The sequence below is a fragment of the Maricaulis sp. ABE4_448 genome, from assembly GCF_056160825.1.
In genome coordinates this window covers 25,150-45,830 of the sequence record NZ_JBSWXX010000004.1, presented here as the reverse complement: position 1 = coordinate 45,830, position 20,681 = coordinate 25,150, and the positions used below count along the sequence as shown (strand labels likewise).

Sequence of the window (20,681 nt, the reverse complement as noted above, 5' to 3'; positions counted from 1 at the left end):
CGTCGGCCGGTCAGAACAGCGCGCCCTTGGGATCGTAGGCCGCCACGAAATACAGCATCGCATTGAGCTCCAGCACATCGCCCGCCCGGAAACGTACCGTATGCGCTGTCACCCGCTCGACGATCGGCAGATAGGCTAGCAGTTCGGCGGCTTGGCGCCGTTTCAGCGTCAGCTCCACCTCTAGCGGCGGGCGCGGCAGGGCCGAAAGCTCCGCCGACGGCAGGGCCCGCACGGCCTCTTCGGCGGCGGCCCGGATTTTCGCGCGGCTGGCCGCCGGGGTCTGCGAGCAGGCCGAGCTCGCACCAAAGGCCGCCTTCGTGGTCACCGTCGCGGTGCCAGGCAGGATATGCTGCACATGGCCGATATAGGCATCGTCGCCGGTAGCCAGCAGGACAGGCACGTCGAAATGCGCGGCGATGGCGGCGTTGAGATCGGTTTCCGACCAGCTGGCGCCGTTCACCGTCACCTCGGCGATCAGCCGCCCGCTCATCGTGTGGGCGAGCACGCCGTCCGTCGATCCGGCCCCGGCATGATGGCCGATGAAGGCCATGCCGTCGAACCGGCCCTGTTCGATGCCCTGCATCATCACCAGCGGGCGCGGCCAGCCCTGGACCAGTTCGACATCCTCCGGAAAATCCGAGATCAGCAGGTTGCGGCCATTGCCGTGACTGTCGGCAACCACGATCTCACCAGCCCCGGCGGCACGGGCGCCCTCGATCGCGGCCAGCACTTCCCCGGTCATCAGCCGCCGCGCCTCGTCATGTCCCGATCCGGACGGCTGCAGCTGGTCGATATCGACCACGCCGGCCACGCCCTCGATATCCGCGCAGATATAGATCCGCATGGCGCTACCCCTCGTCCGCAACGGCACCGCCGCCTGCGGCGCGCAGTTCGAAAATCGCCAGTTTCAGCACAGCCTGGATCATGACCAGGCCGGCATAGAGCGGCAGGATCCCCACCACGATGCCGAGATTCCAGTCCAGCGCCTCGGTATGACGCGCCGATGCTCGGGCAACGAAGCCGAGCGAATTCACCAGTAGGACGCCAAGGAAGACGGCGATACAGGCGCTGCCCGACCAGGCGCGCAGGCGGCGGAGCCAGAGAGGGTGTCGGTCGGTAACCTGGACCAGCACCGGGTCGGCGTCCTGGTGAAAGGCCACCACCCCGCCCAGAAGTCCGCTCCACACCATCGCATAGCGGGCGCCCTCCTCGGTCCAGGACGGCGCATCGGAGAAGCCGTAACGGCCGACGATCTGGATGAAGACCAGTCCCAGCATCAAAACGAGAAACCCGGCCGCACCGGCCCAGACGATACGGTTCAGCGCCCCGGCGGTCCGCTCCAGTCCGGCTGCGATGCCGTGCGCGGCGGCGCTCATGCCCGTGTCTCCCGTGCCAGCGCGACAAAGCGCTCGACCGCCTCCGGCGGTGCCATACGCGGATAGGCGGCCCGCACGCGCTCCGCGAAGGTGCGGCGCAGGGCGGGACCCGGTTCGATTACCTCGATATCGATCTCCGCCAGCGCCGCCATTTCCCGATCCCGGCCATTCAGGGCCCAGTCGCGATTGGCCTGATGCCCGGCCGCCACGGCCCGGTCAACGACAGCGCGGCGCTCCGGCGTCAGCGTCTCCAGCCAGCGCACCGACAGCATCACGGGCCGGTGAGCAGCGCTCATATTGAGGTCGAGGAAATAGCCGATCTGCGAGCCATGTCCGAACAGGACTGGCGCCAGCGGCGGATTGAAATAGCCCTGGGCGATACCCGTCTGCAGCGCCTGGGGCACCTCTTCCCAGGCCACCTGCACGCCCGAGGCGCCCAACGCCTCGATCATCAGGAGGTCGAGCCGACCCATCGCCCGCAGGCGCAAGCGTTCCACATCCGCGATCTCGTGGATCGGGGTGCGCGCCGTGAACAGTCCGCTCATCCCGCCCAGGAGAGCCGCATCGGCGAAGACCAGCCCCGCCGGATCGAGCTCGCTAGCCAGCCAACCGCGGAAGGCCGGCGCCGCGATGAAGCGCTCGAAATGGCCGATATCGTCGAGCAGGAAGGGCAGGCCCGGCGCGCGATAAGCGTCGGAATAGGCCACCAGTTCCGTGATGCCGGCGTCATTGGCGTGAAGCAGGCCCAACCCCGTCATCTCGGTGCGGTCCGGCTCGCTGCCAAGCGCGGAATTGGCCGAGATTTCCACGCTCATCCCGGCCGCGTCGAGCGTGCGCGCGAAAGCGTCCATCCAGATCCACACGCCGTTGACCGGCGAATTCGCCGCGCCGGCCAGCGCCGCCAGCACGTCGCGCCGCGGTCCCGGAGCTCCGCAGGCCGTCACGGCCAGCGCCCCGCCGGCGGCGAGCACCGCCCGGCGTGTCCGGTCCCGGCTCATGCCAACCCCAGGGCGCGTGGCAGCGCCAGGGTGAGGTCCGGCGTGAAGGTCAGGAAGAGCAGGATCGCGATCTCCAGCACGATGAAGGGCGCGATCGCCCGCATCAGCCGCCAGTAGGACGCCCCGGTGACCGAGGAGACGATCAGGACCGCCCCGCCAAGCGGCGGCGTGATCAGCCCCATCGTGATGGCCAGGCAGATCATCACGCCCAGATGCACCGGATCGGCACCCAACAGGTAGGCCGAGGGCGCCAGGATGGGCGCGATCAGCAGGAGGGCGATCTGCGTGTCCAGGATCATGCCGCTGACCAGGAAGATGCCGACGAGGATGATGAGAAAACCGTCCAGCCCCACGCCCAGCCCTTCCGTCCAGGCCCGCACGAGATCCGGGACGCCCATCAGCGAAGCCAGGAAGTTCGCGGCCGCACCGGCAACCAGAAGGGAGAAGATGGCGCCGGTCAGCCGCGTCGCGCCGCCGATGGAATCGCGCAGCATGGGCCAGTCCAGCGTACGGTAGACGGCTGCGGCGGCCAGCGCGGCCAGCACGGCCAGGGCGCCAGCCTCGGTCGGGGTGACCAGTCCGAAGACGATGCCCGCGAGGATCACTACCGGCATCAGGAGCGCCGGAGCCGCCTGGACCGTCGTGGCGATGGCCGGCGGACGGCGCTCCGCCGCCGGGTGCTTGCCGGCATGAGCGAAGAGAGCATTGGCCCCGAACAGCCCGGCAGCCAGGACGAGGCCCGGCACGATAGCCGCTGCGAACAGGGCCGCCACGTCGACGCCCATGATTGCGCCATAGAAGATCAGGATGATGCTGGGCGGAATGATCGGGCCGATCATCGAGGAGGCGGCCGTGATCGCGCCGGCATAGTCCGCCGTGTAGCCGCGCTCGCGCATGGCCGGGACCAGCGTCGTCGACAGCGCCGCGGCGTCCGCCATGGCCGATCCGGACACGCCGGCGAAGAAGAGCGAGGTGGCGATGTTCACATGGCCCAGCCCACCGCGAGCGCGGCCGACCAGAAGCGCGGAAAAATCGATCAGGGCGCGCGTCACCCCGCCCCGGTTCATCAGTTCGCCCACCAGAACGAAGAGCGGCATCGCCATCAGGGCGAAAACGTCGAGCTGGGAAAAGGCGCGCCGGGGCAGGGCGGCGAGAAAGGCCTCCTGCCCCAGCGCGGGGAAAGCGATAATGCCGGCCGCGCCGAGTGCCCAGGCCAGACCCGCACCCGCAGCGATCGCGACCAGGGGCGCCAGTATGGCGAGGGGTTTGAGCACGAGGCGCGGCTCCCGGCGCTAGAAGCGGCCGCGCAGTTCGACACCCCAGGTCTGCGGGGCACCGAGCGCCTGGATCTGCTGCCCCGGAATGATCACGCCGGCACTGCGGCTGACCGCATAGGTCTCGTCGCCGATATTGCGGCCCCACAGCATCACGCTCCAGCGATCGTCCTGGAAGGTGAAGCCTGCGCGGGCATTGATCAGCGTCACATCGTCCTGGCTGTAGTCCGGATTATTTTCCGGGCCGAAGAAGAGCGAGCTGCGATAGCTCAGGTCCGCATGGGCGATGAATTCCATCCCTTCGGCCACCGGCGCGTTGAAGTCCGCGGCGAGGGAGAGCGTATGATCCGGCGCCTGCGGCAGGTCGTTGCCGGAATAGTCGGCCCCGGCCGAAGTCGCGTTGGTGAAGTCCTCGAACGTGGCGTCCAGGAAGCTGTAGGAGCCGGAGAAGGACAGAGCGCCGGTGACCTGCCACAGCCCCTCCAGCTCGATGCCCGACGCCTCGGCGGTCGCGGCATTGGAAGTGGTAAAGGTCGGCACGCCGCCGATATTGATCAGCTGGTTCACCTGAAGATCGGAATAGTCGAGCCAGAACACCGAGCCGGCCAGATAGACCGCGCCGCCGGCCAGCGTGGTCTTCACACCCGCCTCGTAGCTGTTGACGAATTCGGGGTCGTACTCGGCATTGTCGTTCGGCATGATCGAGAAGACGTTATAGCCGCCCGATTTGTAGCCCCCGCTGTAGGAGGCATAGACCAGCCAGGTCGCATTGGGTTCCCAGTTCAGCGTCACCGACGGCGTCAGCTCGGCATCAGAGCGCGAGAAGCTGCGCTCCGGCTGGGTCGGGGCGAGCAGCTGGAAGGGGTCGCCGAGCTGGCTGTGCGTGACTTCCTTCTCGTCTTCGGAATAGCGCAGCGCGCCGGTCACGCTCACCGCATCGGAAAAATGATACGTGCCCTGTCCGAACACGGCATAGCTGGTGGTCTCCAGATTGCCGAAGATGTCGGCGCTGACCTCGGTGGGATAGATGCCCAGATCCGGACCGATCACCGCGTTGGAGATCGTGTCGAAGGTCTCGTGGCTGAAGAAACCGCCGACGATGTAGTCGAACACGCCGCCGGCATCCGAGGTGAAGCGGATTTCCTGCGAGAACTGGTCGTGATCCTCGCTGATGCCGGAACGCAGCTGGTTGAGGATGGTGAAGTCGTTATCGTTGGAATTGAACCACTCGAAATTCCGGAAGGCGGTGAGCGAGGTCAGCACGCCGCCGACCAGATCCCAGTCGGCCTGCAGCGACACGCCCCAGACATCGCGCGTCTGTTCCGAGCCGAAGTCCTGCGCCACCCGCCGGTCTTCCGGATCGGCGTCGGCCAGCGGGCTGCCGGCCAGCACGCCATTGTCGAGGATTTCCGACGCACCGCCATTGGTGTCGTTCGACGCCATGTCGGCGCGGAAGGTCAGCTGCAGCGTCTCGGACGGATCCGCCACGAAGGTCAGGCGTGCGCCGAGCTCGTCCTGGTCGTCCAGCTCGGTGCCGGTGAAGGTATTGTCGGTATAGCCCGCCCGCGTCTGCGAGGACACCGAGACCCGCGCCCGCGCATTCGGCGTGAAGATCACGTCGCCGGCGGCGTAGAGGCTCAGTGCGCTGTAGTTGCCGGCGGAGATGATACCCTCGAAACCCGGCTCGTCGCCGGGGCCCTGGGTGATCATGTTGAGCGCGCCGGCGATGGTGTTCTTGCCGTACAGCGCACCCTGCGGACCGCGGATCATCTCGACCCGTTCCAGGTCGTAGAGATTGGTATTGATGGTCGTCGGGCGGGCCTGGTAGACGCCGTCCACAAAGACGCCGACCGACTGCTCCACGCCCGGATTGTTGGGATTGGACGAGATGCCGCGCACGGTAATGATCGTCGAGCGCAGGCCGTTGCCCGTATTGATGTAGACGTTCGGGAAGACCGAGGCGATGTCGTCGAGACGTTCCACGCCCCGCTCCTCCAGCTCGGCCGCGCCGAGCGCGCTGACCGAAGCGGACACGTCGAGGATCGACTGCTCGCGCCGCTGCGCGGTGACGACGATCACATCGGCCGATGCACCCTCGTCGGACTGGGCCTGGGCCGCGGCGGTCGCCAGGCCGGCCGCGAGGACCGCGCCCGCGGCGGTCGAGATCAGTTCCTGTTTCCAAGTCGTACGGCTCATGGTCATTCCCCCAAGAAAACCTGCTGCGAAACCCGCTTAAACGAAATATGAGATCAGTTTCACTTATTTTGCAAATCTGTCAACAAACTTGCCGCCGGGCGGATGTGGTCCAGCGGCCAGATCGGCCTGGGCAAGCATGAAAAGGGCAGGCCGGAGAGGTCCGGATTCATCGCGGTGGGCGAGCCGATCGACAGGATTCGATCCGCCAGCGGCGCAAAGGAAGCGCGATAATGTGTCGATGATTTCAAGAGGATGATGCGGTAGCCGGCCGGGTCAGCCCCGGTGGCCGTGAACAGGCCCGGCCAGAGCGCTTCGCGGCGCGTCCCGCACAGGATGACGTCGGCGAATCCAGTGGCAAAGCGCGCGACCGGTCCCACCGGCGGCCCGGCGGCGGCATCGCCCGGCCCACGCTCCACCCGATCGGCCAGTCCCGCGACGACACCGTCCACCGCGACCGGCTCACCTGAAAAGCGCGACATCTGTCCGCCGATGCTTAGGGTCAGGCGCGCACCCTCCCCGGCATCCAGGCAGGCGGCCAGCGCGACGGGATCGTGGAACAGCGCCGCGCCGATGCCCGTGAGGCCCGCATCGCGCAGGGCAGCCAGCACGTGTGTGGCATCGCCATCGCCGCCCCCGCCGGGATTGTCCGATGCATCGGCGACGACAATGCGTTCGCCGGGACAGGCTGCAATCTGCGACATTCCCTCATCGATCGACAGGGGACGTTCAGCGGCCAGTTCGGCGAGGCCGGCGAAACGATCCGCCAGCGCCAGGACCGTGTTCGCGGCCCGGTCCGGCTCACCATCGGCGTAGGCCAGGAGTTTTGCGCCATTGTCGGCGCTGTCGCTCCAGGGAAAGCCGTGGATCAGCGAGACCGAGAGGATGCCGCCCGCGCCGGTTTCCGCCTCTTCCATCGACCGGACGAAGCCCTGCATGGGCTCACGCGTCGTGGCGAATCCGCCAAGCGCCCGGCAGGCCGCCACCGCGGCGACCGGACGGGTCTGCCCCCTGGCGGCCGCATGAGCCAGGTCAAACAGCTCACGGGCCCGTTCGGCGACATCGGTATGGGGGTATTCCTTGTAGGCGTGCAGCAGATCGGACGCGGCCAGCATGGCCGGGCTCAGCGTGGCGTGAAGGTCGAGCAGGCCCGCGATCACGGCATCATTCCCGGCCACGGCCCTGATCGCTGCGAGAAGATCGCCCTCGCAGTCGGGCAGGCTCTGCGCCGCCATCGCCCCGTGCAGATCGAGCAGAACCAGATCGACGGGGAGCGCCGCGCGAAGCCCGTCGAGCAACTCCTGCCGGAGCGCGGCATAGGCGGCATCCGTCACCGGCCCGCCCGGCACGGCATAAGCCACGGGGCCCCGGAAGACCTCGAGACCGGCCTCGCGTGCCGACGCGACCAGGGCGGCACAGCCGGGATGCGTCAGCGCGCAGACCGGCGCCTCGCCCGCCGGCGCATAGGCTCCGGCGCGGAAGTCGTCGAGCGTCGTGGCGCGCGCGACAAAACTGTTCGTTTCCGTCCTAAGAGCGGCGACGTAAGTTCTCATGTGGCGATCCTGACAATTTTATGAGGTTGACGTCAATTTCATTTTTTTTCACTCTTCCCGGCGAAGACGGCCCACCGGGGGGCATTGCAGACGGACCCAGTTGTCCATGCGGGAGACCATGACACCCATGAAAACGAACCGAACCCTGTTATCGATCGCCCTGGCCGGCGGCCTGGCCTTCGCCTCCGCCGCCTGCGCCCAGGGCGCGCCGCGCGCCCGGGATCTGGGCATTCCGCTGGAAGGCGAGACCGGCCCGCTGAATGCCATCACCGACGTGGCCGGCATCGAGGTCGGACACCTCACCCTGCACGAGGGCGACGCACATACCGGGGTCACCACGATCTTCCCGCGCGGCCGCGCGGCCACGGATGGCGTCGCTGCAGGCGTCTTCTCCTTCAATGGCACCGGCGAGATGACCGGCACGCACCTGATCGACGAGTTCGGCGCCTTTTTTGGCCCGATCGCGATCACCGGCACGCTGGGCGTCGGCGCCGCTCGCGACGGCATCCTGCAATGGACCGCGCAGAATTTCGACGACCCGACAGTGCGTTTCAGCCGCGTCCTTCCAGTCGTGGCAGAGACCTATGATGGCGGGCTGAGCGATGTTTGGAGCCTGCCGCTGACACCGGAGCACGTGGTAGAGGCGCTCGATGCCGCCCAGAGCGGACCGGTCGCGGAAGGCGCCGTCGGCGGCGGCACCGGCATGGTCTGCTACTACTTCAAGTGCGGCATCGGCACGGCATCGCGCATCGTGCGCTACGGCGAGGATATCGCTTTCACCGTCGGCGTGCTTGTCCAGGCCAATCACGGCGTGCGCGACCAGCTGCGCATTGCGGGAACACCCGCCGGCCAGGAGCTCGACGATCTGATGCCGCGCCGCGCCAATCAGGCCGATGCGGCCGGCGAGGGCGACGGCTCGATCATCATCGTGATCGCCACCGACGCGCCCCTGTTGCCCGACCAGCTGCGCCGCCTTGCGCGCCGCGCCACAATCGGCCTGGGCCGCACCGGCGGTCAGGGCGATTCCAGCTCCGGCGACATCTTCATCGCCTTTACCACCGCCAATCCGGTGACGCTCGGCGCGGGCGCGCCGCTCGACTACCAGAGCATTCCGGGCGAAGCGCTCGATCCGCTGTTCGACGGCGTCGTGCAGGCTACCGAGGAAGCCATTCTCAACGCGCTCGTAGCCGGCGAGGACACGATCGGACGCGGCAATTCCCAGGTCTACGGCCTGCCCCACGACCGGGTTCGCGAAATTCTCACCCGCTACGGCCGGCTCGACGACTGATCCAGACGAAGGACACCTTCCCATGATCCAGACATTCGCCCTTCCCGCTGCCGTCACGGCCTTCGCCGCGGGCAGCCTGCTCGCCGGCTGCGCCACGGCCCAACCCGCCGCGACCACAACCGACATCCAAACAGACGCCATTGAGGCGCTCGTCGCCGACGCCCAGTCCTCGGCACCCTATCCGGGACTCGCGGTCTCGGTGCGCCGCGGCGATACGATTATCTACGAGGCCGCCCATGGCGAGGCCGATCTCGAACAGCACACGGCCGCCACGCCCGACACGGTTTTCCAGATCGGCTCGATCACCAAATCCTTCACCGGCCTGCTGATCGCCCAGCTCGCCGCAGACGATCTGGTCGATATCGACGCGCCCATCTCCACCTATCTGCCGGACTATACCGGCCCGGCCCGCAACGTGCCGGTGCGCTATCTGATGAACCACACGGCCGGGCTGGTGAACTACACCGCCCTGCCGGACTTCCCCCACGGTAGCCAGCGCACGGTTACCCGCGAGCTCATGCGGGACTATTTCGAGGACGCGGACCTGATGTTTGAGCCGGGCACGGCCTTCTCCTATTCCAATTCCGGAACCTATACGCTCGGCCTCATCGTCGAGGCGGTGACAGGGCAGAGCTATGACACGACGATCGCCGAGCTCATCCTTGAGCCGCTGGGTCTGGACCGCACCTATTATGCGGGCTACGAGCCCGTGATCGAGGGGCGCGCCGAGGGCTATGTCGTCGGCGAGAACGGCTTCCTGAACGCCCCGCAGCTCGACCCGCTCGTGCCCTTCTCTGCCGGCGCGCTGCTGTCGACCGTGCAGGACATCCAGGACTATATCGACCAGGTGCACCGCCAGAACGTTTTCGGGGACGAGGTCCGCGACCTGCTCTACGAACAGGCCGAACTGGACGACGACACGCTGGCCTATGCGCTCGGCGCGCTGATAATCCGCGACTGGGAAGGCCACCGCAAGATTGCCCATGCCGGCGATATCGACGGCTTCGCGGCCTACATGGCCTATTATCCGGAAGACGACATTTCCATCGTGGTGATGGGCAGCACGCGTGACGTCGCGCCCACGCCGGTGGGCCTGGAACAGAAGATCGCTCGCATCGTCTTCGACCAGCCTCGGCCCGCACCGTCAATGGCGCCGCTGGCCGACAGCGAGATCATGGCCATCGCCGGAAACTATGATGCCAGCTACATGCGCATCGGCATCGACCGTATCGGTATTCTGCCGCGCGAGGGCGGGATCGCCTTCCGCATCGGCGGTGTCGATGCCCAGGGCCCGGCCATCCCGCTACTTCACCTAGAAGGCCGCACTTTCCTGGCCGCCCATGACGACGAGATGGTGTTCAGCTTCGCGCCGGACGGCGGCACGCCGGATGACCTGACCGTCGACTGGCTGGGCGGCGGCATTCCCTTCGTCCGCGCGACCGGGGAGTAGGCGGAATGATCGACGACGACGAGAAGGCAGACTACGCACGCGACGGTGTCTGCGTGCTGCGCGGCGCCTTCGCGCCGGCGTGGATCGAGACCGTGGCCGAGGGGGTTCGCCAGGCGCTCGACGCGCCCGGCCCCCACGGCGAACGCTACGGCCCCGCAGGGGCGGAGCGCTTCTTCGGAGATCTGGACATGTGGACGCGCCTGAACCCGTTCCGGGACTTCGTCATGAACTCGCCCGCCGCGGAGATCGCCGGCCGGATAATGGGATCGTCCACGGCCACCTTTCTTTACGACCAGATGCTGGTGAAGGAGCCGGGCAGCCAGCAGCGCACGCCCTGGCACCAGGACCAGCCCTACTGGGCCGTCAGCGGGTTCCAGGTTTGCTCGATCTGGATGCCACTGGACCCGGTGCCCCGCGAGGTGTCGCTGGAATTCGTCCGCGGCAGCCATCGCTGGGAGCAGACCTTCAATCCCACCCATTTCGCAGACGGCACGCCCTATGCCGGAACCGGCCTGCCCAGCCTGCCCGACATTGAGGCGGACCGGTCGGCCTATGACATCGTGTCCTGGGATCTGGAACCCGGCGACTGCGTGGTGTTCCAGGCGATGCTGGTGCATGGCGCGCCGGCCAATCCCAGCGCCGGGCGCCGGCGGGTCCTGTCGACGCGCTGGCTGGGCGACGATGCGCGCTTCTGGCGGCGCGCCGGCGAGATCGCCGTACCGACCACCCTGCCTGATCTGGAAGACGGGGTGCCCTTTTCCGGACCTCTGCACCCAACGGTGTGGCAGGACGACGCCTAGCCCCGGAGCCGTCTAGCCCCAGAGAACAGGCCGGGGCGGATCCACGCGGCCGGCCTTGTAGGTCAACCCAGTCGGCCAGTCCTGCGCCAGAAGGACGGGACCGTCGATATCGACGACGTCGCACAGACAGCCGACCACGAAGCTGGGCGCCATCGCCAGCGAGGTCCCCATCATGTTGCCAACCATCAGACCGAGGCCCGCCTTGCGCGCCTTGCGGGCCAGGTGCAGCGCCTCGGTCAGCCCGCCGGTCTTGTCGAGCTTGATATTGATGCGCTGATAGCGGCCGCGCACGGCATCCAGCTCGCCCGAATGCAGGCAGCTTTCGTCGGCGCAAAGCGGCACTGGCGGGACATAACCGTCCAGAGCCGCATCCTGGCCGCGCGGCAGGGGCTGTTCGAGCATTTCCACGCCCAGGCGCGCCATGGCGGGCGCCACATCGCGAAGCTGTTCGATCGTCCAGCCTTCATTCACGTCCACGACCAGAACCGCGTCGGGCCGCACGGCGCGGATCGCCTCGATCCGTTCGACCGGGCGGTCGGCGTTCAGTTTGACCTTGAGCACCGGAACCGGGCCGGCCCGGCGGGCCTTGTCCGCCATCATTTCCGGGTCCGGCTCCAGACCGATGGTGACGGCAGTGGTCAACGGCCGCGACTCGACGCCGGTCAGCGCCCAGATCGACCGTCCGCTCCGCTTCGCCTCCAGATCCCAGAGCGCACAGTCGAGGGCATTGCGCGCACCACCCGGCGGCAGCGCCGCCTGCAACGCGTCGCGCGTGATGCCGTCCGGGTACGCGGCGATGAACGTTCGCGTCTCGTCCAGAATGCTCTGCGCCGTCTCTCCGCAATAGAAGACGCCCTCGGCCTCACCCCGGCCGCGATGGCGCCCCTTCTCGGCCGTGACGATGAGTGCATGGGTGGCATCGAAAACGGCGCTGGCGATGCGGAAAGGGGCCTTCAGCGGAAACCGGCGCAGCTCTGCGGTCAAGCGGATCACGCCTCGCCCCTGCCCTGCAGTAGCCGGTCGGCGATCGCGCCGCCGCCGGTGCGGACCGGATCGATGACCGGCAGACCCAACCGAGCCGCAGTCTCCACGATCAGCACCTCTGCCGCCGCAGCGTCCAGGCCCGCAGTGTTCAGGCTGACCCCTGCGCAGTAACAGCCCGGACTGGTCAGTCGGGCTGCCTCCAGATTGCGGGCAATCGCGGTCTTCAGGTCCGGCGTGGGATAGCCGTCGAAGAATGCGATCTTGTCGCGGCCCGCCTGGTGGCAGAGCACGATAGCTTCCGGTTGCGCGCCGTGCAGCAGACCGAGCGACACACCTGCATAGGCGGGATGAAAGAGCGAGCCCTGCCCCTCGATCACGTCCCAGTGATCCGTTCCAGCCGCCGGCGCCAGCACTTCGGCGGCCCCGGACATGAAATCACCGATCACCGAGTCGATGGCAAAGCCGCGGCCGGAGATCAGCACGCCGGTCTGGCCCGTCGCACAAAAATCCGCATCAACGCCGCGTTCGCACAGGGCCCGCCAAAGGGCGAGGGCCGTATATTTCTTGCCCACGGCGCAGTCCGTACCGACAGTCAGCACACGATGCCCCGGACGCGGCCGTCCGGTGCCGATCGGGAGGTCCGGCGGCGGGTCGCGCAGGTCCGTGAGTTTGCAGCCCGTCGCGTCGGCCTGGGCACGCAGCGCGCCGTGCGCGTTGAGCCGGATATGCAAGCCCGCGGCAATATCCAGGCCAGCTTCGAGCGCAGCGCGGAACACGTCGAACCAGCGGTCGTCCATTGCGCCGCCCGGGCTGGCCGTGCCCACCACGAGCGTTTTCACGCCCGCAGCCCGCGCGGCCTCGATCGTCATGTCGGGCAGGCCGAGATCGACAGTCCCGGCGCTCAGGCGCAGCTGCCCCGCACAGCGCTCCGGCGCCCAGTCGGCGACCCCCGCCCCGGTCTTGGCGATCAGGCGGTCCGGCGCATCACCGAGGAAGATGAGATAGGGGGGTAGGACATTCATGCTGGCAATCGCTTTGCTATCCACGCCCACAGACGGGCTACATTGTTAAATATGATGTCAAATTCATTTTTATACAAGCGTTCAGAACGCCTTGCACGACGCGCCCTTCACAAGTGGACGTTTGCGAGCCGCCCGCGCTGTAGAAACGCTCAAAGAGGTGCAGGCGAATTTCAAATTCTCGGCCCCGACAGCGCGCTTCTCGTATTTGCCCCTGTTCTTGGCCATGAAACAGGGAAAGCCCGTACCCGGACCGCGCAAGTTTGCGATTTGAGACTGGGGCTCTTTTTGGGGGTTTTCGGACATGCTCGTGCGGTCTCAGAACCGGTGAACGGTTGCTAAGTTACGGCAAGTTGGGGATGAATTTCGGGGTTCAAGGACCCAGACCGGAAACCGGGGTCTGGGCGAAATGGCGGTGCTGTCAGACAAAAACGGACCAGTCTCAAGAGATCGGAACTGCCCCTATCTCAGACCACGAGCTGACGCCATTCGACCAAAGCTCAAAGACGGTTCTCCTTGAAATCGGATCGGGTGAGCTGCTGCCGGTTTTGAGGACACCGAGTTAGGGTGTTTTTGGAACCGGAGATTTGGAATGACACGACGACATTTCAGCCGCGAGTTCAAGCGGGAAGCGGTGCATCTGGTGGTGGATCGTGGGGTAAGCGTCGCCCAGGCGGCGCGGGATCTGGATTTGCACCAGACGGTGCTTCGAAGGTGGATCCAGCAGTATCGGGATCAGGCTGATGAAGCGTTTCCCGGGCAAGGCAAGATGACGTCTGCCGATGACGAGGTTCGGCGGCTCATGCGGGAGGTCGCACGGCTGAAGGCCGAGCGGGACATTCTAAAAAAAGCAGCGGCCTACTTCGCCAGGCACCCGCTGTAATGTTCCGGTTCATCGCGAAGCACCGGGGGATATGGCCGGTCAGTTGGATGTGGGGGGCGCTCGGTGTCTCTCGAAGCGGCTTCCATGCCTGGCTGAGCCGACCGCCCAGTGCGCGAGCCAGAAGCGATGAAGCGCTCGGTGCCCGCGTTCGGGCCAGCTTCGTGTTGTCAGACCGGACCTATGGCGCTCGCCGCGTCTGGCGTGACATGCTGGCAGACGGCATCTCGGGCGGCCTGCATCGTGTCGAGCGGCTGATGCGGGAGCAGGTCTTCCACGTGCCGCAGCGAGAGCGTAAAACGAACAGACATCATCACCGCTAGGCGGATGATCTCAGGCGACGTCTTGAAGTACCGGAACGGATTGCGCATCGGCAAAAGCTACGAAATCACGACGGCTCGCTCAGTTTCATTTTCCTCTGACAACGCCCAGGCTTCGCCTCCGTCACTCGGGAGAGCCCCGAAACACCGGACAGGAGGGGACGGACTATTGTCCGCCCCCCTCCTTGTTGGTTCGCAGCTGGATCAGTAGCGGTAGTTCACACCGATAAAGCCGCGGCGTCCCCAGAAGTCGAAATTGTCGTAGCTGGTCGACGACCCCAGCCAGCGCGCCGGCTCTGCGTCGAAGACATTGACGACACCGGCCCGCAAGACGAGGTTCTCGTTGGCGATGTAGCGCAGAGACAGGTCGTGCTGGTTGAACGCGCCGGTCGTCGTGTAGCGGAACTCACGACTGTCGGCATTCTCGCGCCAGGTGTCTTCGTCGATGATTTCCTGAGAGGACTGCCAGTCCCAGTTCCAGGTCAGGATGAGGTCTTCACGCGGCGTCCAGGACAGGGTGGACAGCATGCGAAGATGCGGTTGCCCCGGATCACCGTCATTGGCGGATTCCTCGCCCGGGAAGGCGAAATTGTAGAAGTCGTTCTGCTCGATCAGATAGGTCCCGCGCAGCGACCAGTCAAAGTCGCCAAAGCGCCCGGTCTCGAAAGCGTAAGACGCGGTGAAATCCACGCCGCGGGTTTCAAGCCCGGCATAATTCAGCGCGCCCTGGGTGAAGGTGTAGATGCCGTAGGCCGGTTGTTGCGGGAGATCCGCCTGCGGAACGGCAGAGCGCTGGAAGGTGGCGCAGGCGCCGGGGTTGACCTCGCCCACAGTCGGGCCTGCGGCGCCGACGCACTGGTTAAGCGCCTGCTGGATCGTCACCGAGGCGATCACATTGTTGATCTCGATGTCGAAATAGTCAGCCGTGAAGGTGAAGTCCGGCAGCCAGCCCGGCGTGTAGGCCGCACCGAATGTGTAGGAGGTTGATTCTTCCGGTTGCAGGTTCGGATTGCCGGAGTTGAAGCCCGGAATACCGGAGATGTATTCGATGATCGTACCGGTGTTGGCCGTGTCCGTCCCCGGATCATAGCCTGCCGGCATGGTGGCCACGCAATTGGCCCGAATGGCGGCCCGGTCGGCAGCGCTCTCGCGTGCACGAATATCGTTCGCATCGCACGGGTCATCAAGACCATTGCCGAAGGTCTGGGTCGCCGGCCCGAAATTCTCTTCCAGATTCGGGATGCGTGTCGCTTCGCCATAGGTTGCGCGGAAGAAGAACTCACTATTCAGCCGCAATGAAGATTGCAGGCTGAGCGTGTCGACCTCGCCTACAGTGGTGTAGTCGGAATACCGATAGGCGCCGCTGACTTCAGCACTCTGGATGCCAAAACGGTCAGACAGCAGCGGTACGCGGATCTCGGTGAAGAGTTCATTGGTCTCGTACGAGGCTTTCGGGAAATCCGGCCCCGTATTCAGGAACAGAGTGCGGCCGGCTGTGTCGCGGTCGCGGCCTGTCCCTTCGCTCTCCTCGCGGCGGAACTCATAGCCCAGAGCAATACCGATCGGGCCAGCGCCGAGCAGGTCAAAGGTTTCCGCAGAACCGTAGGCGACGAAGTTCTGCTGTTGGTTAATATTGGTCACCTCGATCGAGGCCAAAAGATACTCGGCCTGCGCCGCCGTCAGGCCCTCACGGCCACCGCCGCCGGTCGCATGCTCATGGTCGGCATCGGAACGGAAGTCGGTGCCGAAAATATTGATTGGCGTACACTCCGACACTGCGGCATCCGTCGAGTCCGGTTCCTCGCGCGTGACCCGGCAGACGATATCGCCGCCATCGAATACGGCATCTGCGGCGTAATTGAATCGGTCGATATCGACGCCGGTTTCGAGATTGGAATTGTCCATCCGGCCGAACGTGTAGGACGCTTCCCAGCTGATATTGCGCAGGAAGTTGAAGTCGGGCAGTTCGCCGTTCGCACCGAGCACATAGCGTTGAAGTTCACGATTGTTCAGCTGGGAACGAGACGGACCGAAAATGCCCAGAAAGGCGCGATTGTCGGGAACCACACCGAGAACCGGGCTCGGATCGTTTTCCGTCGGCTCGCCGTACACGGTGCGCATATTATTGTCGATCAGCGCCGCAACACCGTTCTGAAGCGCATAGGCATTGTCGGTATAGTCGAGATAGAAACCGGGACCGGTGTAGTAGGAGCCGACATCCCAAAGCGTGATTTGCCAAAAGCTCGACTGGCCGGAGTCGAAGGTCTCTTCTTCGACGTACTTGGCTTCGCCGAAAAAGGTCAGTGACGGCGTCGCGTCGAAATGGAACCCGGCCTGGAATCGCGCGGCCTCGGACCGGGGACTGCGTGACCCCTGGCTGAACTCGGTTCCGACGTTGAGCCCGTCGCCGCCCGCGCTCACACGGCGGTTATGACCACTGCCTGCCTGTAGATACCCAAAATCATAGGCTTGGGGCGTTCCGTCCGCGCTGAAACTGAAAACCTTGTCTGAATCAGAACGCACCGGCCGGCAACCCGCCGGAATTGTCCCGAGCACGAAATCACACCCGAAGAAAGGCGTATCCGGATCACTTGTCGCACTGCCCTGCGCGCCACCGGACAGGACCAACACGCCACCGCGCGCGAAGTAGGCATCACGCCGGTCGCGGACCAGGACATTGTCGAACACGCCGTCATTCGGAGCGGTGGTAGGGTCGGAATCCATTCCGAGCAGGCCCCAGGACTCCCGGCGCCAATCCATATCGAAATCGAGAACTTCGTCAGTCTCCTGGTGTTCCGCGAACGCGTAGACATTCAAGCGATCATCCAGGAAGTTCCCGCCCCAGGCGGCGGATATCCGGTTATTGAGCTGACCATCCTGGTTGATCATGGCCATTGTCGCATCGACTTCGAAGCCTTCGAAATCATCACGCAAGATGAAGTTAACGACGCCGGATACAGCATCCGCGCCATACACCGCCGACTGGCCGCCGGTGATCACTTCGACGCTCTCGACAAGCAGGGTCGGGATGGTGTCGACATCAACAGACAGGGTGCCCGGATTCGAGCCGACATGACGGCGCCCATCTACCAGCACCAGCGTGCGCGACGCGCCAAGGTCGCGCAGGCTCAACAGGGACAGCCCGCCATCGTTCAGGTTCGAACCGGTGGTGTCTTCCGGCACGACGGAGCCCTGCAGGGCCGGCACGTCAGCCAAGTAATCGACAACATTTGCCTGCCCGGACAGAATGATGTCGTCTCCCCTCAGCTGGATCAGTGGCGCCGGCGCGTTGGCGACCGTTCGCGCAATCCGCGAACCGGTCACGACGATACGGTCCTCGCTTTCGGAATATTCGTCTTGCTCGGCGTCGGAGGCCTGCTGGACCTCCTGCGCATACACTGGCGACAGCCCCAGGCTCAGACCGGTCAGACCGGCCAGAAACGTGGAGTTCAGCCAAAGGAGTTTTGATGATTTCGTCACGTGTCATCCCCTCGGCGCACAATTGCGTGCGCAGCTCTGTTGATCAGATCAGGCCCGCCTTGGGCCATTCCTTCGCCGGGCTCAGACAGCCAAGCCTCGGCCGGGGATTACTGGCTGAAGCGCCGAACACACCGGAATTCCAATGTGACTAGCGCCCAAACCCCGTGACCTGGGCGCTTGAAAGGTCACGAACGACAGCAGAACAGAACAAACAACATGCGCCGCAACGGGCGCACTTTCTCATCGCCTGCCCAGTCGTTAAGCCCTGACAAAAAAGGGACTTGGGCAGCCGGACCCGCCCCGTGTTCGCTACGAACACGGACGGTCAAAGTCGAGCGGCTGAAAGAATCTAGAAGCTGTGTTCAACCGCCGGGACACGCCCGGGCGCGGCTTCGCGAGACGACCCATCATTCGCGACAAGCCGGCCCGTTTGCAGAAAGTCGAGCACACGGCGTCGGTATTTGCGGCCGACTCTCGCATCGTCGCCATTGCTGAGCAAAAGCACGTCGGCGCCCTGGCGGCCGAGTCGGCTGAGCTCGACATGATCGACATTGACGATCGCGGAACGATGGATGCGCAAGAAGCGTGACGGGTCCAGCTTCTCTTCGAGTTCAAGCATCGAGATCCGGTGCAGCAACCGCCGGTCCCGCAGATTGAAATAGGCATAGCCCCGCGCTGCCTTCAGCCAGAAAATCTCGGACTGACCGACCCTGACGGACCCGTCCAGGCTAGGCAGCCAGAAATCGCAATATCCGGATGAGGATGTCCTGTCCGGCAGCTGACGCCGCATGTTTTCCAGCGAGGCTTGCATTTGCGACATGCGCCGCAGCGAGGTGCGGCGCTGTCTTTCCTCGACCAGGCGGCGCGCGCATTCCGAAAGCCGCGCCCCGTCCACAGGCACAAGAAGAAAATCGATCGCCTCGAGGTCGAAGGCCAGCATGGCGTTCGCCGCGTGCGGGCTCCAAGCGACCGTCAGAGTGTTCGAATTGCGCGCCTCGGCCAGGCTGAGCGCTTCTCCCAGGGCCTCGAAGCCGGCGTCAACAAACAGGACATCGGGGAATGTGTGGGAGAGCGCGCCCTCAAACTCCGCCAGGGAACCGGCGATGACCACGAGATTGAGCCCCGAACAGTTGTCCAGAGCCCGGGCAAGCTGCCTGCGCCCTTCTCCCCGGGCGCCGAGAACAAAACACTGCATGGCCTAATCCTTTCAGCGGACGCGGTTGTCTTTTTCCTCCGGCCCCGAAGGGCCCGACGAACGCTCTTCCAGCCGGTGCGCCCAGACCATCAATCCGCAAAAGATCGTGGACGCGGGCAAGAGTGTGACCACATGCGACATGGCTAGATTTTTGATAAAGACGCCGAGCATCGACCAAGCTATCAGGCCCGCCAGCAACACCAGTCCGGCGCACAGCCGTATCAAGCGCGGCGAAGGGTGGGAGGATCGGGGCTTCGTCATCATTCGAGTCTCCGCTGCGAGTCTGCCGAAGGCGCACGCCGGGCGCGTCATCAAAGCCGACGGCGCCACCCGAATCCTGGCTAACGCGGCGGCCCGGCGGCCAACAACCCGTTTGCGACAAGGCCCGCTTGATCGCATTTTTGACGTATTTGCGACAAAGCCCTCAGAAGCCGCGAGCAAACAGCGCGACCAGAAGGACCGTATGAGCCCAGCGTGGCCGCTTCGGGCCAAGAAATCGCCATCGCCAAGGCCGGAGAAGGCGAAGATCACCGAGAATGCACGAGGCGCCAGGTCATTCGTCGGCGTGGAGATTGTCAGGGCCGCCACCCCATTGCCGTCGCGATTGTGAACACTTCGTCACGACAAGACAGGTCTTGTCGCTTTCCATTCGCCTACGCATCCTGCGCATGAGAGGCTGGCCGTGACATGCTGAACAAGTAGGACGACTTCATGCCGATCATCTTCACCTCCGCACTCATGCTCTCCCTGGCGCCCGTGGCCGAAACCGAAACCCGGACAATGGATGTCGAACTCGCCGACCTGACCGGTGACGGCCGGCTCGAGCTCGTCCGGGCCGTGGAAGGCGGCCGCAATCAGGTTCTGGTCCAAACGGAAACCGGCTGGGTCGCGTCCGAAACGCTGACCTTTGACGATGACGGATCCGACAGCGAGGACATCGCCCTGGCCGATCTGGATGGCGATGGCCGTATCGACGTCGTCTTCGCCAATGAAGACACCCTGACCCAGCAATTGTATTTCAACCGGGGCGAAGACGGTTTCGAGGCCGCATTCGATCGCCTGGCATTTGCCGCGCGGTCCAATGCGGTCATCGCCGCCGACCTTGATGCGGACGGCGATCAGGACCTCGTCTTCGGCGATTCCGGTCCGATCATCTTTCTCTGGAATAACGGGGACGGCGCCTTCCGGATGGAACGGGAAGCGCATCCCAACCACCCTCACCCCGTACAGGATATCGAAGCCGGCGATGTCGACGGGGACGGAGATCTGGACCTTGTCATCGCAAGCGAAGGCCCCAACCGCCTTCTGATCAATGACGGATCCGGCGATTTTCTGGCCCGGGAGGCCGCATTCGGGCCCGAGATGGCCGGTGAAGAGACCCGCGAAGCCGATTTAGGCGATCTGGACGGAGATGGCGATCTGGATCTCTATTTCGCCAATGTCGGTTTCCGCACCCAATCCCAGTCCGGCTCGGTCGATCGCGTCCTGTTGAATGACGGGCAGGGCGTCTTTTCCGAACTGGCAGGCGCCCTGCCGGCGCGCACGGCCCATTCGCTTGATATCGACTTCCACGATCTGGACGGCGATGGCGATCTGGACGGGATCCTCGGCGCATCCTTCGGTGGCGGCGTATGGACCCTTGTCAATGACGGCACGGGGCATTTCAGCGAAGGCCGCGCCCTGGCCGGCCCACAACTGGACGCACTAGACACGGAAGTCCTCCCCGGCGCAACAAGCATCTATGTCGCCGCCTTCCGCTCGGCCGATGAAATCCTGCCGATCAGCGAGCCGTAGACGGCCGCGTGATGGAGACTGCCATGGACCGCTGGCGGGTCCGGTCAGCCGCAGGGAAGGGGGGCCGTGCTGACGGC

15 protein-coding genes and 2 pseudogenes are annotated in these 20,681 nt (G+C 65.1%); 5 read left to right on the top strand and 12 right to left on the bottom strand.

Features of this window, described 5'->3' with window-relative positions; all coding sequences use genetic code 11:
* Positions 1 to 10 precede the first annotated feature (10 nt).
* Genes ACXAJV_RS11800 through ACXAJV_RS11775 form a run of 6 tightly spaced genes read right to left on the bottom strand, consistent with a single transcriptional unit; the run spans position 11 to position 7,394 of the window.
* Positions 11 to 844: a M55 family metallopeptidase gene (locus ACXAJV_RS11800; RefSeq protein ID WP_475085522.1), complete on the bottom strand. Its 834-nt coding sequence runs from the start codon at positions 842 to 844 to the stop codon at positions 11 to 13.
* Between the two features lie 4 nt (positions 845 to 848).
* Positions 849 to 1,376, bottom strand: coding sequence for a TRAP transporter small permease (locus ACXAJV_RS11795; protein ID WP_475085521.1), 528 nt, complete (start codon positions 1,374 to 1,376; stop codon positions 849 to 851).
* Entirely contained in the window at positions 1,373 to 2,374 is a 1,002-nt protein-coding gene (locus ACXAJV_RS11790) for a TRAP transporter substrate-binding protein (protein WP_475085519.1), read from the bottom strand. Before ACXAJV_RS11790 ends, ACXAJV_RS11795 begins: the two co-directional genes overlap by 4 nt.
* A complete protein-coding gene (locus tag ACXAJV_RS11785; RefSeq protein WP_475085518.1) occupies positions 2,371 to 3,648 on the bottom strand; it encodes a TRAP transporter large permease in 1,278 nt (425 codons plus the stop codon). The genes ACXAJV_RS11790 and ACXAJV_RS11785 overlap by 4 nt, the downstream gene beginning before the upstream one ends.
* 18 nt (positions 3,649 to 3,666) lie before the next feature.
* On the bottom strand, positions 3,667 to 5,844 hold the full coding sequence (locus tag ACXAJV_RS11780) for a TonB-dependent receptor (protein WP_475085516.1): 2,178 nt from the start codon (positions 5,842 to 5,844) through the stop codon (positions 3,667 to 3,669).
* 59 nt (positions 5,845 to 5,903) lie between these two features.
* Complete coding sequence (locus ACXAJV_RS11775; protein WP_475085514.1) at positions 5,904 to 7,394, bottom strand: M81 family metallopeptidase; 1,491 nt, start codon at positions 7,392 to 7,394, stop codon at positions 5,904 to 5,906.
* 127 nt (positions 7,395 to 7,521) lie between these two features.
* On the opposite strand from ACXAJV_RS11775, the gene ACXAJV_RS11770 reads away from it, so the two are divergent.
* From ACXAJV_RS11770 to ACXAJV_RS11760, 3 genes are read left to right on the top strand one after another with little or no spacing between them, the layout of a single operon-like run.
* A complete protein-coding gene (locus tag ACXAJV_RS11770; protein WP_475085512.1) occupies positions 7,522 to 8,682 on the top strand; it encodes a DmpA family aminopeptidase in 1,161 nt (386 codons plus the stop codon).
* Between the two features lie 22 nt (positions 8,683 to 8,704).
* Complete coding sequence (locus ACXAJV_RS11765; RefSeq protein ID WP_475085511.1) at positions 8,705 to 10,132, top strand: serine hydrolase domain-containing protein; 1,428 nt, start codon at positions 8,705 to 8,707, stop codon at positions 10,130 to 10,132.
* A gap of 5 nt (positions 10,133 to 10,137) precedes the next feature.
* Complete coding sequence (locus ACXAJV_RS11760) at positions 10,138 to 10,932, top strand: phytanoyl-CoA dioxygenase family protein (protein WP_475085510.1); 795 nt, start codon at positions 10,138 to 10,140, stop codon at positions 10,930 to 10,932.
* A gap of 12 nt (positions 10,933 to 10,944) precedes the next feature.
* Here the strand turns inward: ACXAJV_RS11760 and dgcA are convergent, their stop codons facing one another.
* Both dgcA and ACXAJV_RS11750 read right to left on the bottom strand, forming a co-directional pair.
* Positions 10,945 to 11,925: an N-acetyl-D-Glu racemase DgcA gene (gene dgcA / locus ACXAJV_RS11755; RefSeq protein ID WP_475085508.1), complete on the bottom strand. Its 981-nt coding sequence runs from the start codon at positions 11,923 to 11,925 to the stop codon at positions 10,945 to 10,947.
* Positions 11,922 to 12,938: an N-acetyltransferase DgcN family protein gene (locus tag ACXAJV_RS11750; RefSeq protein ID WP_475085507.1), complete on the bottom strand. Its 1,017-nt coding sequence runs from the start codon at positions 12,936 to 12,938 to the stop codon at positions 11,922 to 11,924. The genes dgcA and ACXAJV_RS11750 overlap by 4 nt, the downstream gene beginning before the upstream one ends.
* Before the next feature lie 589 nt (positions 12,939 to 13,527).
* Here ACXAJV_RS11750 and ACXAJV_RS11745 point away from each other — a divergent pair.
* Positions 13,528 to 14,111, top strand: a pseudogene (locus ACXAJV_RS11745) (transposase); the annotation flags it as partial.
* Here the strand turns inward: ACXAJV_RS11745 and ACXAJV_RS11740 are convergent.
* The 4 genes and pseudogenes from ACXAJV_RS11740 to ACXAJV_RS11725 form a co-directional block, all read right to left on the bottom strand.
* Positions 14,061 to 14,186 (bottom strand): annotated as a pseudogene (locus ACXAJV_RS11740) (IS6 family transposase); the annotation flags it as partial. The pseudogenes ACXAJV_RS11745 and ACXAJV_RS11740 sit on opposite strands and share 51 nt — an antisense overlap.
* A gap of 153 nt (positions 14,187 to 14,339) precedes the next feature.
* Complete coding sequence (locus ACXAJV_RS11735; RefSeq protein WP_475085505.1) at positions 14,340 to 17,615, bottom strand: TonB-dependent receptor domain-containing protein; 3,276 nt, start codon at positions 17,613 to 17,615, stop codon at positions 14,340 to 14,342.
* A gap of 349 nt (positions 17,616 to 17,964) precedes the next feature.
* Entirely contained in the window at positions 17,965 to 18,810 is an 846-nt protein-coding gene (locus ACXAJV_RS11730) for a LytR/AlgR family response regulator transcription factor (protein ID WP_475085504.1), read from the bottom strand.
* Positions 18,811 to 18,822: 12 nt separating this feature from the next.
* Entirely contained in the window at positions 18,823 to 19,074 is a 252-nt protein-coding gene (locus ACXAJV_RS11725) for a hypothetical protein (protein ID WP_475085502.1), read from the bottom strand.
* Between the two features lie 447 nt (positions 19,075 to 19,521).
* Between ACXAJV_RS11725 and ACXAJV_RS11720 the strand changes: the two genes are divergently transcribed.
* Positions 19,522 to 20,604, top strand: coding sequence for an FG-GAP repeat domain-containing protein (locus ACXAJV_RS11720; RefSeq protein ID WP_475085501.1), 1,083 nt, complete (start codon positions 19,522 to 19,524; stop codon positions 20,602 to 20,604).
* Positions 20,605 to 20,681: the final 77 nt, after the last annotated feature.

Excerpts from the sequence above, each read along its gene's own strand:
- ACXAJV_RS11775 (WP_475085514.1), bottom strand. The coding sequence starts at position 7,394 with ATGAGAACTTACGTCGCCGCTCTTAGGACGGAAACGAACAGTTTTGTC.
- ACXAJV_RS11790 (WP_475085519.1), bottom strand. The coding sequence starts at position 2,374 with ATGAGCCGGGACCGGACACGCCGGGCGGTGCTCGCCGCCGGCGGGGCG.
- ACXAJV_RS11720 (WP_475085501.1), top strand. The coding sequence starts at position 19,522 with ATGCCGATCATCTTCACCTCCGCACTCATGCTCTCCCTGGCGCCCGTG.
- ACXAJV_RS11760 (WP_475085510.1), top strand. The coding sequence starts at position 10,138 with ATGATCGACGACGACGAGAAGGCAGACTACGCACGCGACGGTGTCTGC.
- ACXAJV_RS11750 (WP_475085507.1), bottom strand. The coding sequence starts at position 12,938 with ATGAATGTCCTACCCCCCTATCTCATCTTCCTCGGTGATGCGCCGGAC.
- ACXAJV_RS11765 (WP_475085511.1), top strand. The coding sequence starts at position 8,705 with ATGATCCAGACATTCGCCCTTCCCGCTGCCGTCACGGCCTTCGCCGCG.
- ACXAJV_RS11800 (WP_475085522.1), bottom strand. The coding sequence starts at position 844 with ATGCGGATCTATATCTGCGCGGATATCGAGGGCGTGGCCGGCGTGGTC.
- ACXAJV_RS11730 (WP_475085504.1), bottom strand. The coding sequence starts at position 18,810 with ATGCAGTGTTTTGTTCTCGGCGCCCGGGGAGAAGGGCGCAGGCAGCTT.
- ACXAJV_RS11725 (WP_475085502.1), bottom strand. The coding sequence starts at position 19,074 with ATGATGACGAAGCCCCGATCCTCCCACCCTTCGCCGCGCTTGATACGG.
- ACXAJV_RS11795 (WP_475085521.1), bottom strand. The coding sequence starts at position 1,376 with ATGAGCGCCGCCGCGCACGGCATCGCAGCCGGACTGGAGCGGACCGCC.
- ACXAJV_RS11770 (WP_475085512.1), top strand. The coding sequence starts at position 7,522 with ATGAAAACGAACCGAACCCTGTTATCGATCGCCCTGGCCGGCGGCCTG.
- ACXAJV_RS11780 (WP_475085516.1), bottom strand. The coding sequence starts at position 5,844 with ATGAGCCGTACGACTTGGAAACAGGAACTGATCTCGACCGCCGCGGGC.